This window comes from Advenella sp. EE-W14 (assembly GCF_012923605.1).
GTDB lineage: Bacteria > Pseudomonadota > Gammaproteobacteria > Burkholderiales > Burkholderiaceae_B > Advenella > Advenella alkanexedens.
Genome location: NZ_JAAVNG010000014.1, coordinates 153,965 through 168,572, shown reverse-complemented (window position 1 = coordinate 168,572; position 14,608 = coordinate 153,965). Strand labels below are relative to the sequence as shown.

General features: G+C 45.9%; 15 protein-coding genes. 3 read left to right on the top strand and 12 right to left on the bottom strand.

From position 1 onward, the window contains the following. Positions 1–157 precede the first annotated feature (157 nt). The 8 genes from HCX92_RS13820 to HCX92_RS13785 all read right to left on the bottom strand — a co-directional run bounded on the left by HCX92_RS13820 (position 158) and on the right by HCX92_RS13785 (position 5,980). Complete coding sequence (locus HCX92_RS13820) at positions 158–529, bottom strand: hypothetical protein (RefSeq protein ID WP_169295544.1); 372 nt, start codon at positions 527–529, stop codon at positions 158–160. A gap of 338 nt (positions 530–867) precedes the next feature. Then, positions 868–1,188: a hypothetical protein gene (locus HCX92_RS13815; RefSeq protein WP_169295543.1), complete on the bottom strand. Its 321-nt coding sequence runs from the start codon at positions 1,186–1,188 to the stop codon at positions 868–870. A 39-nt stretch (positions 1,189–1,227) separates the two neighbouring features. Beyond that, complete coding sequence (locus HCX92_RS13810; protein WP_169295542.1) at positions 1,228–3,648, bottom strand: VirB4 family type IV secretion/conjugal transfer ATPase; 2,421 nt, start codon at positions 3,646–3,648, stop codon at positions 1,228–1,230. A gap of 24 nt (positions 3,649–3,672) precedes the next feature. Next, the gene (locus HCX92_RS13805; RefSeq protein WP_169295541.1) at positions 3,673–4,011 is read right to left on the bottom strand and encodes a type IV secretion system protein VirB3; all 339 of its coding nucleotides are present in this window, start codon (positions 4,009–4,011) and stop codon (positions 3,673–3,675) included. Position 4,012: 1 nt separating this feature from the next. Beyond that, positions 4,013–4,324, bottom strand: a complete 312-nt coding sequence (locus HCX92_RS13800) for a TrbC/VirB2 family protein (protein WP_169295540.1) — start codon at positions 4,322–4,324, stop codon at positions 4,013–4,015. A gap of 40 nt (positions 4,325–4,364) precedes the next feature. Further along, entirely contained in the window at positions 4,365–4,967 is a 603-nt protein-coding gene (locus tag HCX92_RS13795; RefSeq protein WP_169295539.1) for a lytic transglycosylase domain-containing protein, read from the bottom strand. After that, positions 4,967–5,647, bottom strand: a complete 681-nt coding sequence (locus tag HCX92_RS13790) for a TrbM/KikA/MpfK family conjugal transfer protein (RefSeq protein WP_169295538.1) — start codon at positions 5,645–5,647, stop codon at positions 4,967–4,969. Before HCX92_RS13790 ends, HCX92_RS13795 begins: the two co-directional genes overlap by 1 nt. Before the next feature lie 27 nt (positions 5,648–5,674). Further along, positions 5,675–5,980 carry a hypothetical protein gene (locus HCX92_RS13785; protein ID WP_169295537.1) on the bottom strand — a complete coding sequence of 102 codons (306 nt, stop codon included), beginning with the start codon at positions 5,978–5,980 and terminating at the stop codon, positions 5,675–5,677. A gap of 289 nt (positions 5,981–6,269) precedes the next feature. On the opposite strand from HCX92_RS13785, the gene HCX92_RS13780 reads away from it, so the two are divergent. Then, positions 6,270–7,286: an AI-2E family transporter gene (locus tag HCX92_RS13780; protein ID WP_169295536.1), complete on the top strand. Its 1,017-nt coding sequence runs from the start codon at positions 6,270–6,272 to the stop codon at positions 7,284–7,286. A gap of 63 nt (positions 7,287–7,349) precedes the next feature. Here HCX92_RS13780 and HCX92_RS13775 read toward each other — a convergent pair whose 3' ends face one another. The 4 genes from HCX92_RS13775 to HCX92_RS13760 all read right to left on the bottom strand — a co-directional run bounded on the left by HCX92_RS13775 (position 7,350) and on the right by HCX92_RS13760 (position 11,952). Next, positions 7,350–8,285 carry a hypothetical protein gene (locus tag HCX92_RS13775; protein WP_169295535.1) on the bottom strand — a complete coding sequence of 312 codons (936 nt, stop codon included), beginning with the start codon at positions 8,283–8,285 and terminating at the stop codon, positions 7,350–7,352. A gap of 49 nt (positions 8,286–8,334) precedes the next feature. Beyond that, a complete protein-coding gene (locus HCX92_RS13770; protein WP_169295534.1) occupies positions 8,335–10,326 on the bottom strand; it encodes a hypothetical protein in 1,992 nt (663 codons plus the stop codon). Between the two features lie 36 nt (positions 10,327–10,362). After that, entirely contained in the window at positions 10,363–11,208 is an 846-nt protein-coding gene (locus HCX92_RS13765) for a glycine zipper domain-containing protein (protein WP_169295533.1), read from the bottom strand. 108 nt (positions 11,209–11,316) lie between these two features. Next, complete coding sequence (locus tag HCX92_RS13760; protein ID WP_169295532.1) at positions 11,317–11,952, bottom strand: carbonic anhydrase; 636 nt, start codon at positions 11,950–11,952, stop codon at positions 11,317–11,319. A 289-nt stretch (positions 11,953–12,241) separates the two neighbouring features. Between HCX92_RS13760 and nhaA the strand changes: the two genes are divergently transcribed. Both nhaA and HCX92_RS13750 read left to right on the top strand, forming a co-directional pair. Beyond that, a complete protein-coding gene (gene nhaA, locus HCX92_RS13755; protein ID WP_169295531.1) occupies positions 12,242–13,585 on the top strand; it encodes a Na+/H+ antiporter NhaA in 1,344 nt (447 codons plus the stop codon). Positions 13,586–13,647: 62 nt separating this feature from the next. Continuing rightward, positions 13,648–14,544, top strand: coding sequence for a DMT family transporter (locus HCX92_RS13750; protein ID WP_169295530.1), 897 nt, complete (start codon positions 13,648–13,650; stop codon positions 14,542–14,544). Positions 14,545–14,608 lie beyond the last annotated feature (64 nt).

Sequence of the window (14,608 nt, the reverse complement as noted above, 5' to 3'; positions counted from 1 at the left end):
ATACCTATGAGTAAACCTTCGCCGTTTTGCGAATGCCGTTAAAGATTGAGGTTTTGAGTGATGGAGGCCAGGGAACTGGCATGTTGGCGTTCAATAAACAGATTTGTTCATTGAACGGGAGGATTGCTGAAGAACGATTGAAATATATTAAACGTTATTATTTGGTTGTGTTTTTGTAATACGGATTATCCCATTTTTCGTTGATTATCTTATATTCGTCTTCGCTAATGCGTTTAAAAACAATCTCTTCATTATCAATACTTTGAAGTTGATTGTTTTTTGCGTCATGTTTCAACTGCAAGGGATTCCCTGTCTCTATTGTGATAATGCCAGGTGAACTTTCTTTGGCTGGCATGTTATAACGACCGAGACGAGCCATATAGTCATTGCTGTTCGGTTTAACATGCAAAGGCATCTCATTATCTATTTTTTTCCAATATCCCAGAAAATTATCATTTGGGCCTTGTTTGCAACCGGCAAGCAGTGTGGCACCTGCGACGGCAACCATTAAAAAATAACGTCGTTTCATTTTTATCCTTTTTAAAATGATGTGAAGTAAGCCAAGAGCCAATTAACATCAATGGTAATTGATGGGATTACCATTTTTATAAGAGCGTCATAGAAACTTGATTTTGAAAATATTAATTAAAAAACAAATAATTAAAACTATGGTTCTTTTTTGAAATAAGGTTTTTTATTTAATCGTTCGCCACTGGGCAGGGGGTGCAGATGATCTGCTCCCCCTGCTAATAGCATAACAATTGTGTCCTGCGTCAAGTGTTCGCTTCGCCCTACAGACGTGACCGTGTCCTCGCCCTTTGGGCTGCGGGCCGCACCAACACGTCCTTCGGCACTTGACCCAATGAGTTATAAATCCATTTCGTGGCCGTGTGTGTGCCTTTCAAACTGAGGATTTTCATAATTAGTATTGGGTTGACCAAGATTTCTTTCAGAGGGAAAGGTCCTGTTTTGATTAATACTTTCAACTTTTTTCCATATATTTGAAGTTTCAGTTTTGAGTTTTTCATCCGGCGAGGATATATCTTCCCTTGTTTTATCGTCGTTCAAGATTGATTGGAATCTGGCAAGATTGTCGTTGTAGCGGCGCCAATCCTCGTTGGCTTCCGGGCTGTAGGGCTTGTATCCATAGTGTTTGCACCACTCTTGGTATTTTTTTGGATCGTCCATTCTATTCTCCTGTTTTCATTTCTTGACCTAAAATTGATGTCATTTCAAAGCATGTTTTTTTGCCTTTTCAAAGTAAATAGGTAACCAATCAACCGGATCATCACCAACCTCAGAAATCACTTTTTCTGCGATGTCTGCCATATCCGGACTACCAGAAAAAACCATTAAGGCATCTTCGCAGCCGGACAAGTCCAGCTGTGCAACCGTCACATTTACGCCTTGTTTAATCACAAACCTTCGGCTTGCCTCACCCAGACTTTTAATTAAATTGAATTCGGATTCCGTTAAACCGAATTCATTCATATAGGTTGTTTTTTTTGCTTTGGGGTTTGGTAAAAAAATTAACGTGGCGGATTGCTGGATCAGTGAAGGACCGACCGGATTGTTAGCTATGGCTTCTGGTTCCTGAGTACTAAGTGCCATAACCCCATTCTTTTTCCGAATGGTTCGGGCTGAATCCTGCATGTCAGCTTGAAAATGCTCGTCTTTTAATGGGTGTTGACACTCGTCAATCAGATTAATAATTCTTCGACCGTCATGCAGAGCATGGACTCGGTGTTGTAAATACATCGTTGCAGCGGCCCTGACCATGTCATCTTCAAGGAACTCAGTCATATCAAACCCAAAAATCGGGTTATGCCCCGGTGGGGTGTCCAAGTTCATTAAATCCATTGGGTTATCAAACACCCAACCATATTCACCACCTTGGCACCATGGCAATAATCTGGCATGGATTGATGAAGAACCATCGGTTGTGTATGGGTTGGGTAGGAGTGTAGTTAACGTTGATAAACTACGGTTTTTTATTTCAATCAGTCTGGTCATTTGCTCCACGGCTTGTGAAATTTCTTTACTTTGTGCGGTTGAGACTGTTTCACCACGCATTTCAGCAAGAAAAGTAATAAGCCGACGCATAAAGGCTACATTTCGAGGCGTAGGTATCATTTGAAATGGATTCCAGCCGGTTGGAGTACCCAGATTGAGTTTGAAGTATTTTCCCCGTAATGCCAGAACCAGAACTTGCATGCCTTGGTCTTTGTCGTAGATGACGGCAGTTGCACCAAATTTCTGCGCTTGTGCCAACAAGACACCTTGTAAAACTGTTTTTCCGGTTCCGCTCATACCAATAATCATTGTGTTGCCGACACGGCGTTTACCGGTTTCGTCAACTTCGTTGGTTGACGCGTGGTAACTAAAGAAATAGGGTGAACCTGTATGGGTTTTAAACATCGTGGTTGCCGGTCCCCACGGGTTCCCATTTGCTTTTCCGGTTAGCTGATTGTGGAAACTGGACATGCACAGAAAATTTAAGCTTGTGATTGGCACCGGCCGGGGTCTCCATCGCCAGTTGCCAGGCAATTGCGCCCAATAGCCTGCTTCCAGGGCTTTTTCTAAAGGCCTGGAAATAATTGATTTAGCCGCCAATAAAGCGACTGTATTTGCTAGATCACGGCGTAACTTTTCTGTTTCATTGCCAAAAATCAATAAAGTAGCGTGGTGATCACCCAACCCTAAAGTCCCTGCTGTTAGATCCTCGGATACTAAATCAAGTTGCCTGATTTGGTTTTTTGCATCGTCATTTGAGTCTGTCAGCAGTTTTTTATGTCGCTTGACCATACTTTTTGCTGCACCTGGGGTAAAACTACCCCAGCTTTGTGAAAAAATGAATTCTGTAGGCGACGATAAAAGTGCATCTAAATGTCCTGGTCTTAGCTCTTTAGGGTATTGCCGGAATTCAAGCATGCCAAACAATCGAGAACCTTCGATGTCCCGCAGTTCTCCCAGTTCGCCAAAACGCGAGAAAATTGGTCTGGCTGAGGGGAGGGCATCGTATAGGTAGCCATTGGTGACGGGTATGGATTGTTTACGGCCGGACAATAGATAAGCCAAGAATTCGGCTGGTTCGCTAAATGCGTAACTGTCTCTATCTACGATGCTCAATACTTCAGTATCGTAGTGATGCAAGGCAGATTTAATGGATCGAATCGCTGAGTTTAAGTCTTCTATTGATTCGTCTTGCCATGCTTTGAGCATTTTTGAGTTGGCTTTTTCCAGTGAGGCAACGGTACCCAGTAGGGGATCTGCAACTGGATGAATTAGGACAGTCAGGTATAACTCATTGACTATCAGTGAATTATTATCGAAAGTGGCTCGGTAATCGTTATCAAATTTTGATGCAAAAAATTGTGGGAAATTGCTTTCCGGGTATTCATTGACGCGCCGACGGATGATGTGGGAATACAGCCCGAGCTTACCGAATGGTAAGCCGCGCAGGACATTATGTAGTGCTTCAATCCAATCATGTTGTTCGGCAATATCTGCTGCATCAGCAGAGCGTCCACCAATTTTGATAACTGCCAGGTACTCTTTGTTTTCACATGCAATGATTTGATCAGTCACATGATGAGAGTACGGCACAAACCGAGATACCCGACGCTCATTCAGAGTTAAGGCTCTCATTATTTGACCTATTAGGTTAAGTGTTTATTTTTGCCAGGGACGGCGAGGATAGGAGACAGGTGAATAGCTTGAGCCATTCCACCATTTTTTATTTCTGTTTCGGACTCGGGTTTTGAGTTCTAGCGCCCAGATATCAAAAGCCTTGTCATCTGTACGGGTAATGATGGCCATGGCCGGTAATAAAACAAACAACGACAACCATAACCACAATCCGAAAATCATTGCGGTGGAGCCGACTATCATAATGGTAGTGACAAACCATACGGTTGGAATGCCCATGAATGTTGGTTTTCGGCCTAGCCCCAAAAAAACCGGGTAGTGGTAGGGGGAGGTTTGGGGGTCATTTTCTGGTGTTTCGGCCATTTTACTTCCAGAGCAGGACCACAATTTCGGCAATTGAACCGGCTAAAATAACGCCAATTCCCCAACGGACGGCATCATCTTTTCGCATAATTTCAGCAGCGTAAAGAACGGCAATGATTACCCCGATAACTACCGCAGCAATGGGTAAAATGACGTATAAATTATCTCTAAACGTGGATAAGGCTGTTTCTGCTTTCTTTAGCCCACCTGCTTGTGCCATTACTACGTTTTGCATAAGGAGTGTTGTTGATGCTACTGTCGCCAAACGGCTTTGAATTAAACGAGTAAATAAGGTTTTGATACTGCGTGTCATTTCTTATGGTTCCTATTAAATTGAAGAGGTATGAGTGAAATTAATGATCTGTCAAACGAAAACCATCTGTTATAGGTTTAATGCTGAACCCATCATTTGATTTTGGTTTGGATTTTTTGGTGGTTTTTGAGACTTGAACAGGTTGTTCTTTCTTGTTGCCAGAACTTGCCCTGATGGCAGGTATTTTGATTCCTGCCTGGGCTATGACTTTATTGACATAGCCATTTTTAAAACCCCGTTCAAAATTGCCGGTGTTGTAGCAAGACAGAGCTGCCCGTAATGCTTTTTGTTGATCTTGATGTTGCTTTAATGCACGGCTGTAACAGTCCGATAAGACCGTTTGAGCCGCTTTTAAATTAATACAGGGATCGAATACGGTTGTGGTATTTAATCCTAGCCAGGACCAGTTACGAACGTTGATCTGACCTAATCCGGCATCAAAATCAGTCCCGTTTTTTATCAACTCCTCCGCTATATCAGTCGCCTCATCGGCGGTAACGGGTTGAGTCGATAACCTTTTTCCTTTATTGATGCCTATAGCGAAGACGTTTGCAGCGGATTCATGTTTGATTAATGCAGATAAAGTGTCTATATGTACATTAGGTGCACATGTGGCTGCTATTAAAGCGAATTCAGCAAGCATTACCATCTACTCAGTTCGCGTTTATTGGTTTGACCAGTTATTGGGTGCTTCCACGAGTACTCCCATTGCTTTGCCCATTGACCGCTAGTATCGGCCTGCCATTTGGCTTGAGCCGCTTCATAGTCACTGGCTTTAACCCAGTACCCCCCTTTTAGGGGAGTGCCTACAAACTTGAGTGAGAGATCATATGTCCATGCATGATCGATGTAAGCGATACAATAGGCCGGTAATTTGTCATTTGTAACGGTTTTGATAGGAATGATGTTTGAATAAATATAGTCGTTATCAGAAGTGAAGCGGTTTTGACGTTTTTGGTATTTGTAGCTAGTTCCTGCATACGCGCTATTTAGATATTCTGGGTCACATTTTCCAGCACCTCTTGATATAGCATCAATCCGTTCAGAAAGTCCGGGCGCATTACTACTTGGACACATACCTAAAAAAGCACGCCTGGCATCAATGGTAGCGGGCCAGTCCAAAACACCCTTTGAATACTTTTTGATATCAAAATAATGGTTCAATGATGGGGTGCATGCGCCAGGCTGTAATGAGCTGGATAAGCATAAAATTGCTTCGCAAGCCTTGCCTTCAGTTCCACCAAGGACGCTTGCTGATTGGGCATTTGCTGATAATGACACGCAGCACAAAGCTAGCGTGCCTGCTATTGCAGGTAGCTTCATTTTTTCCCCTACTAGTGATTGGTAAAATTAGAAAGTTTTGAAACCCAGTGAATTCAACTGTTGTTGAGCGCGGGTGATTTGATCTGTTGTAAGACTTGCTCTGAGTAGCAGAAGTATTTCTAAAACTGCATTTTCTGTTCTGCTGGAACGTTGCAATGCATCAACTGCTTCACGTAGTTGTGTGATTTCTGATTGTAGTGTGGTTGATGAAATTAATAGACGGCGTACATATTCTGACAGTTTCAAACCCGAAAGTAACGACGCCTCTGACAGTTTTTGATACTGATCCGGTGTGACCCGAACCCGTATCAATTCTGAAAGTGGTTCACTCATGATGCTCTCTATTTTTAGATGGGGTTTTTAATTCGGGGGTTCGAATCCCCCCCAACCCGCCAAAACTTTAAAAGTTTAAGTAAAAAATTTTTATCCGAAATAGCTAAAAGCCAGTTAAATAACTGGCTTTTTTCATTTGGGAGAAAATTTGAGTTTCCTGGCATTTTACTTATCCTCCCGTTCTCTCTGACCGTAATTAACACGCCAATCCCTCTTCAATATATACTTACGGGGTAGGTGAAAACCTTGTTTTCCGCCTCTGTAGAGGTTTTTCTATTAGAGAGTCATCTTGCATCTGAATCCTGCTTCCCTTCGTCGTACCCTTAGTCTTGTTCTAGCTGGTTCTTTGCTGCTCACTGTGCTGTTTGTAGGTATGCTGCCAGGGTTACTGGCCATAGCTTTTTCGTATGTCGCAAGTAATGGCATCCAATCTTTGCTTAAATTAAAAGACAACAAATACGTAGCAAAGCCCATTGCATTCCTTGTGGCGCTCATTCCCTGGGTTGCGGGGTTTATTTTCTTTAAACTGGCGCAAGATTCCATTCCCGCCTTGCATCGTGAGTTACAGGGCCTGTCACATAGCCTTGAAAACTTTATTATTACGAAATATGTTGAACTTCCTGAGAGTGTGGCTCAATTCCTGCCTGAATTTTCACATTTGAATGAGGCAATGGCAAATTTTATCAAGAGCCAGATGGGAGCGGTGGCTCATTTCAGCAAGAACAGCCTGGGCATACTCTTGCAGATTATTGTCGGCTTCATTATTGGTCCCATGATCTTTTTAAGCGGCCTGAAGCAATCTCCAAAAGGAGCGTTGGAATCAGAAATAACAAAAAGGGCAAAAAATTTCGGGGACACCTTCAAGGCAATTGTGCTGGCCCAGTTTTTCATTGCAATTGTCAACACGGTTGCTACGTTTATTTATCTTTTTGCGATTCTGCCACCGTTTGGTATCGAGTTGCCGTTCAAGACTGCATTGCTCGTTATTACTTTTGTGGCCAGCCTGATTCCCATCGCGGGTAATATTTTCTGTAATACTTTGCTGACCGTTGTGTCTTTGACTGTTAGTCCTGGGGCTGCACTGGCGGCATTGACCTTCCTGGTGCTGGTTCATAAAAGCGAGTATTTCATCAGCGCGACCGTGCTTGGTGAGCGCACACATATCAAAGTCTGGGAGCTGCTGATTGTGATCTTCATGAGTGAAGCGCTGTTCGGGCTGTACGGTATCCTTGCTGGGCCCCTGTATTATGCGTACTTGCGCAAAGAGTTGACTGGTGAAGTTCCGGCTTTACCCGCCCACAATTAAGGCTTCTTGAAAAGTTTTGCCTGAAATAATTGAAAGCCAGTTAAATAACTGGCTTTTTTTGTTTTACCACATATCCAGTACCAGTTCATCCAGCTCTTTCAGAGGGAAGGACTTCAGCTTCAGTTTAAGCGAGCCGTTTTCCTGGAACATGAATTTGGCAATGGCCTTGCAGCTGTCAACCGGATTATCAAAAAAACGGTTTTTAGAATTGGGTTGGGCACATTGCTGCATGGCCTGCTCATAACGGTCTTTTTGCTGTGTTTTGGCAAATTTTTCAGTATCCAGTGTTTTTTCCGAAGGTACTAGCGGAATGTCATATCGGTTAACAAGGGCATTGACCCTTTGTATGTATCCCTGCTCTTTAATGTGGATTTCCGTATTATTAACGGTTATAGGATCAAGCATTGCCCCAATGCTGAATATCATCATTGGGTTGAATGCTTCTTTGCCACCCTCCAGGCCTGAAGAGAGCAGTGCCATTAATTGTTGGGCGCGCTGAATGGACAATGAACTGTTCAGTTCAATGACTTCGTGTTGGTCAAGGGCCAAGTTGATTTGTGCCGAGCCTTTGTTTTTCTGGGCTTTAAGATCCAAACGTATGTTAACGGGATCGGCTGTGATATAGCCTGCATTCTGAAGCAATTCGTTTTCCAGCAAGGGACTTTGTCCATTGGTGTCGGCGACACCGGTTAAAACCAGTTTGCCCTGAAGGATGGATGCCGAGTTTTCAAAACCTGACAATTGCAGTTTCTGGACATTCAGGGCTGATTTTCCTTTGCCAATGACCAGGTTTTCCATGGTCACAGTACCAAAAATATTGGCGCTTAATTTTTCCCAATGAATGTCATTGGCCAGTGGTGTGCTGCCCAGGGTTTCCGAGATTTTTTCTTCGGCTGTGCGGGTCGCGTAAATATTACCCAGAAACCATATTGCCGCTATCAGGATCAGTAAACCTGCTCCGATCAGTGACAGTCGTTTTTTGCTAAGAATCGTTGTCATTTTATTGTCTGTTAAATGTGTCTGTTTATTAAAAGAGGGCGTGGCTTGCTTAATAACTGGCCTTTTTAGCCTCTTCATATTCCTTGATAACACTTTGCGCGTGTGCGATATCCCAACTTGCATTTTTTGATGCTATACGGGTTAGGGCAAGTGGGTTTTCCAGGTCTTTACATAGCGCCTGTTCGCATTTGAGCAGGTGAGATGGACTATCAATAACAACCTGTATGACAGGTAGTTTGGCTGTTTCCGTTTGGTTCTTGTCCAGTGATGCCTTGCCGTTAATCCAGTACCAGCCTTTTTCCAGCTGGACGGGGCTGTTCAGTTTGAGCGGGTAGGGCCAGATAGCCTGTGCGGCATCGTTGTCGACCTTGTCAATGCGCACCAGCAGGCTGACTTCTTTGGAACGGCCATGCATTAAGTGGTAATAGTCGCTGCGGCCAAAAGGAGTAAATTCAATGCCAGACAGGTTTTGTGCCAGCAGATTTTTATCACCGTTTTGCAGGGCTTTTTCAAAACCATTAAATTGCTGGAGGTTTCTTTCTTCCTTGTTGGCAATGGCATACAGCTCTTGCTGTTTTAGACGTGCCAGGCGCTGTTGCTCATAAATGCGTTGTCTTTCTTCTTGTTGTTTTTTCCATATGGCTTCCTGGGCCAGTCGTGCTTCTTCACGTTTTGTCGCTTCATCTCTTTGGAAAAGATAGTTGTTGCCTTGAATGGCAGTGAGGCTCCATGGCGGAAGCTGTTTCTTTTTCCAGTCGTAATGCCGGTAAAGATTGGTTGAATACAGTTTGCCTTGTAGCTGGTTTTCAAGTACACCGCGTTTGAAGTCACTGAAGAAGGAAACACTCAAGTTGTTGGCTTTGTCCTGAAGCCAGGGATGTTGCTTAAGTGCTTTGTTGACTTGTTCAAGAATATGGTTTTGTTTTCTGAAGATGTCATTTTGCTCGGTGATGATATCAAGGCCACTAATAGACCAGGGGCCGAAGGGGGAGCCCCAGCCTTTTTTTAAACCTAATAAATAATAGGTCTTTTCGTCGGGATCTTCACCTAGATAAAGCCAGAGCTGGTGTCCATTTTCGTTGGCGGCAACAATATTAAGAGAATCAAGATCCGTCAGCTCTGTGTTAAGCGCAAGGCCTTTTGAAAAATAGTAGTCAGATGCCCGATTGAGGATATTGCCGTCGGAACGGACAATACTGGCTTTGCCGGGGCCTTGCGCGATGTTGTTCTGGCAGTCCAGGCCCTCTGTTTTGAACTGGGTGTATTCAAGATTTAAAGATGTGTTTTCCAAAGATACAAGCAGTTTACAACCGTTTTGGTCTATGACTTCGGTCAGTTTCGCTGTTTTCAGGACTTCTTGCGTATTCGCATTGGGTTTCCAGCCGTTAACTTCAAAAGCCAGTTTGGGGGTGACGGGCAGCCTGGGCTCGTTGGCAGGTGCTTCTGTTTGCGCGGCTGTCACATTGGCGATCGGGCTTTCGGTTGTCTTTTCTTCTGTTTTCCGGATTTGCGCAAGGAAAGAGGTGGTTGTGTTTTGAGCCGGTTTTTCGGCTGTGGCCTCTGCGCTTGCAACTTTGCTGCCAGCCTGGTTGCTTTCGGCTTCAGTTGGTTTTTCAGCGCTCGCAAGGGGTGTTTCACTTGCTGGGGCGGCGGCTATGTCATTTGTTTTTTGCTGTTCTTCTGCCGCTTCAGGGTCAATGTTCAGGACCCAGCCAGTCGCGGCCGAGCTGTTGCCGGAAGCAAGCTGTTTGCCATGGCTGGTACTGATCCAGCTAAGCTGCGTTGCCTGTGGGCACTGGGTTTTCATGAGCTGGCCGATTTTGGGCATAAGCCTGGCCAGTCCCTCGGGGTTGGGGGTGGCCTGATAGCGTGCCTCCAGTTTCAGCTTGGCACTGCACCAGCTGTCTTGATTGGCATTATTGATGATGATTTCAATCTGTTCGCCTTTGGAAAAGGCCAAACGGTATTCTTCGGCATGGGCACTGCCGCCCGCCATCATGAAGGCGCAGGAAAGCGCCAACCCTATTTTGTTGATCTTCACAAATTGCTCCGGTTTGTATGCGTTTAAACGTCTGGCTTAGCCAATTTGCCATGTGCCATTGGTGTCCTGGCAAGCCTGGAAGGTTTTATCTTCTTGGCCGGCGCTGGATTTCAGACTGTATTTCATTTCACGGCATTGTGTTTCTACGTTAACTTGCTGGGTAACCGTTTTAGCGGGTTCGATCGCGTCCAGGTCAAAGCCTTGTTGCTGGGCAGAAGCCACGGTGATTTTGTCCAGATCGGTTGCCGTGTCTGTGTGTTTGGTGGCGGCACCAACCAAAGGGGCGTATACATAACCAACGGTAACGCCTTTGCGGCCAACGGCAATCCAGTTATTGTTGGTTTTACCCAATGCGGTGAAGGTTTGGCCTGCCTTGAATCCACCAATTTTTTTACCCGTCTCATTAGGAGCGGCGCGTAAAATGGCTGATTTCTTTGCCTGATAGGGTTGGTTAATGATTTGCAGGTTATCGACCTGGGCGATTTTTTGGGAACGCTTTATTTTTGTGGATTGTGTAACGGTTTTGCTGCTGACAGGCGTAATAACGGCTGATGCACCGCTGTGCTCTGATTTCCAGTTGGTTTTTTTGCCGGATTCCAGTGCTTTTTGAGTGCTTGCCGCCAGTGCCAGCCGGTCTTTTTCATCCAGGCTGGAGCCGATCATATTACCCAATAAACCACCGGCCAGGGCACCAACAATAGCGGCAACGGCTTTGCCACTGCCACCGCCAATCTGGGAACCTACAATTGCCCCAAGAATGGTGCCTATAGCAGTTCCTGCAGTTTGCTTGGAGCCCCATCCTCCTTGCCCGTCAGTGGCGCATCCACCGAATATTAATGTTGTTGATAAAAGCGTAATGGATGCTTTTTTGCCAAAACTCATTGTTTTCCCCATAATTTTGCAAGATCAAATCAGTTACAAAGTATACATTATGTATATTTGTGATTCAATTATGGGTGGGACGTGAGTGTTTATGTATAACTTAAGATATTACTCGGTACAGGCATTGAATTCACCTGTGATCGGATCGCGCACAAACAACAAGCCTGTGGCAATACCAAAATAAGCGCCATGCAGGGTCAGCTCGCCCGATTCCACCCGTTCGCGTACGGCCGGGAATGTCATGAGGTTGTCCAGGCTGTACTCCACCACCGCCCATTCAAGCTGGCGTATCCAGTTTTGCCGGTCTCCTTGTGGGGGACCCAGTTTGTCAGCTACCGGTGCAATCTGAGACATCCATTTTCCAATGAAATCCCGCTGGGACAGCGGTGCTGCCTTGTTGGCATAGGCCGCAATGCCCCCGCAACTGGCATGCCCCAGGACAACAATGTGTTTAACCTTCAGGGCATTAACCGCGAACTCGACAGCGGCACTGGTGCCATGGAAAGAAGACTCAACATCTGACTCACAGGGAGGGATCAGGTTGGCAATATTGCGAATAACAAATATTTCACCAGGGCCGGCGTCAAAGATGGTTTCTGGCGCAACCCTTGAGTCTCCACAACCGATAATCATGATCTCGGGATGTTGCCCTTCTTCTTCAAGTTTTTTATAGCGGGCATGTTCACGCTCAAGTTTGCCATGCAGGAAGGAGGCATAGCCTTCAGAAAGTTTTTTGGGAAACATAAGTGGTATTTTGCTTTTGTGCTTTTGGATAAGGGAGTTAATTTTATCATTGATCAGATTAATCTCTTTTTTGTCGCAGGGGCGAATAAATAAATTCTCGGGTGTTAATTTTTTTTCTGGTTGCATGGGAATAAGCAAACAGCTTATCAACAGGGTGTTAGCTCAATCCTGTTGTTGGCTTGTACATAATCGTTATTTCAGGTAGAATTTTCGCGGGTGTTAGCACTGCGGTGTTGCAGTGAAACAGGTTAATGCGTTGGTCGGGCCGCCACGCGGAGCGTACATACTTATGAACCAACACCCGTCACGGCAGCCTTTGCCACGTGCGCAAATTTTGGCTGAGCGCGCCTTTTCAACACTGGACCGTTTTCTTCATATTGAAGCGGTCAGCGGTATCGTTTTGCTGGTGGCAGCAGCCATTGCATTGATCTGGGCCAATTCCTCTTTTTCGGCAAGTTATCACGATCTTTGGCACACGCCATTTTCCATTGGTATTGGCACTTATGTATTTTCGCAATCGTTGCACTTTTGGATTAACGATGCGCTCATGACTGTTTTTTTTCTCGTGGTCGGGATGGAGATCCGCCGGGAAATTCATGAAGGGGCCTTATCCAATTTCAGGCTTGCGGCATTGCCACTTGCTGCCGCCATGGGAGGTGTCGTTGCACCGGCCCTGATATATCTTGTCTTTAATAGCGCTCCCCCCAATAGTGCCGGATGGGCGGTGCCTACCGCCACGGATATTGCCTTTGCGGTGGGCGTACTGGCTTTGCTGGGGCGATCCATTCCCGGCAATGTCCGGGTGTTTTTGCTGGCCTTGGCTATTATTGATGATATTGTGGCTGTGCTGATTATTGCCGTGTTTTATTCTGGCGGCCTGGATTACAGTGGCTTGCTGATTGCGGCACTGGGAATCATAATGGTACTTGGGTTGCAGATGATTGGCACCACTTCGGCTTATGCTTATGTGTTGCCTGGTGCTGTCTTATGGATAGGTTTGTTGCAAACGGGGGCGCATCCAACCCTGGCGGGTGTTGTGCTGGGTCTGATGACACCAGTATTGCCCGGTCGCATGAAAGAGCCGCCTTTAATGCTGGCGTCAGAGGCCATTAATACGTTTTCTCATCTCAATAAGCAAGATGCTTCACCCAATTACCTGGCTGAACCTGTGAAGCAGCTTAAACGTGCCCAGCGTGAACTGATAGCACCGGTAACTCGCATTCAAATTGCCCTGCATCCGTGGGTGGCTTATGGGGTTATGCCATTGTTTGCGCTGGCTAATGCAGGGGTTACCCTGGATGGGGTGGATTTGGCAATGGGGGGTTCACAATCGGTGTTACTGGGCATCTTGCTGGCATTGGTAATTGGCAAGCCGTTTGGCGTAATTGCCGCCAGTTGGCTGGTCGTCCGTTTGGGATGGTGTGTGCTCCCCCCCGGATTGAGCTGGGGTGGTATCAGTCTGGTTGGGTTGTTGGCAGGAATTGGTTTTACCATGTCGATTTTTATTGCCACGCTTGGCTTGGCAGATCCCAATCTGCTTGGGGCCGCAAAGCTGGGTGTATTATTGGCTTCCCTGACTGCAGCCATCGTTGGCCTAAGTTGGGGGTATCTCTACAAAAAAAGGCATAAGTAGGATACGCTGTTAACGAAAATACACGCAAATATTAAAAGATCTTGCACGGAGCATGCAATAAAATGAGGAAAGCAGTAGATGGCAAGGCCAGCGCAATTATGGTGTTGCTTTGCCTGATATGGGGGCTTCAACAAGTCGCCATCAAAGCCGTTGCCGCAGATATCCCTCCCCTATTGCAAGTTTCCATCCGCTCCGGCGTTGCTGCCGTGCTGGTTTTACTCTTTACCCGCCTGTTTTCACGCGACCAATGGGTTCAAGGCGTGGCCTTTCGCTCCGGGCTGGTGGTTGGTTTTCTGTTCGCGACCGAATTCATGCTGGTTGCCGAAGGATTACGTTGGACCTCAGCCTCACACATGGTTGTTTTCATGTATACGGCCCCCTTGTTTGCCGCTATCGGACTCCATCTGCGCTTACCTGAAGAGCGTCTGAATCCACGCCAATGGTTTGGCATGGCACTGGCTTTCACGGGCTTGCTGATTACCTTTTTGCTCACCCCTCAAGCCCAAAACGACGCCATCCCCAACCAATTACTGGGCGACTTGCTGGGTTTATGTGGTGGTTTTGCCTGGGGCATGACAACCGTGGCGGTACGAGTCAGCCGTCTAAGCGAAGCGCCACCCAACCAAACCCTGTTCTACCAGTTATTCGGCGGATTCATCTTCCTGATGCCGGTGGCATTTTTTACCCATCAAATAACATTCAACAGCACGCCACTGGTTTGGGCCAGCATGGGTTTCCAGACACTGGTCATTTCCTGCGCCAGTTATTTCACCTGGATATGGCTGATGCGCAAATACCTGACGGGTCGCCTGGGTGTGCTGTCATTCATGACGCCCCTATTTGGCGTACTGCTGGGCATACTGCTGCTGGATGAACCGCTGGAACCCACTTTCCTGGTGGGCTCGGTGCTGGCCCTGAGTGGACTTATTATTGTGAATACGGGCGGCAAACAAAGTTAACAATGGCCATTGCAAACATTATTGCGCCTTTGCGCTTAACAAATGACAAGTTGCAAACAATATA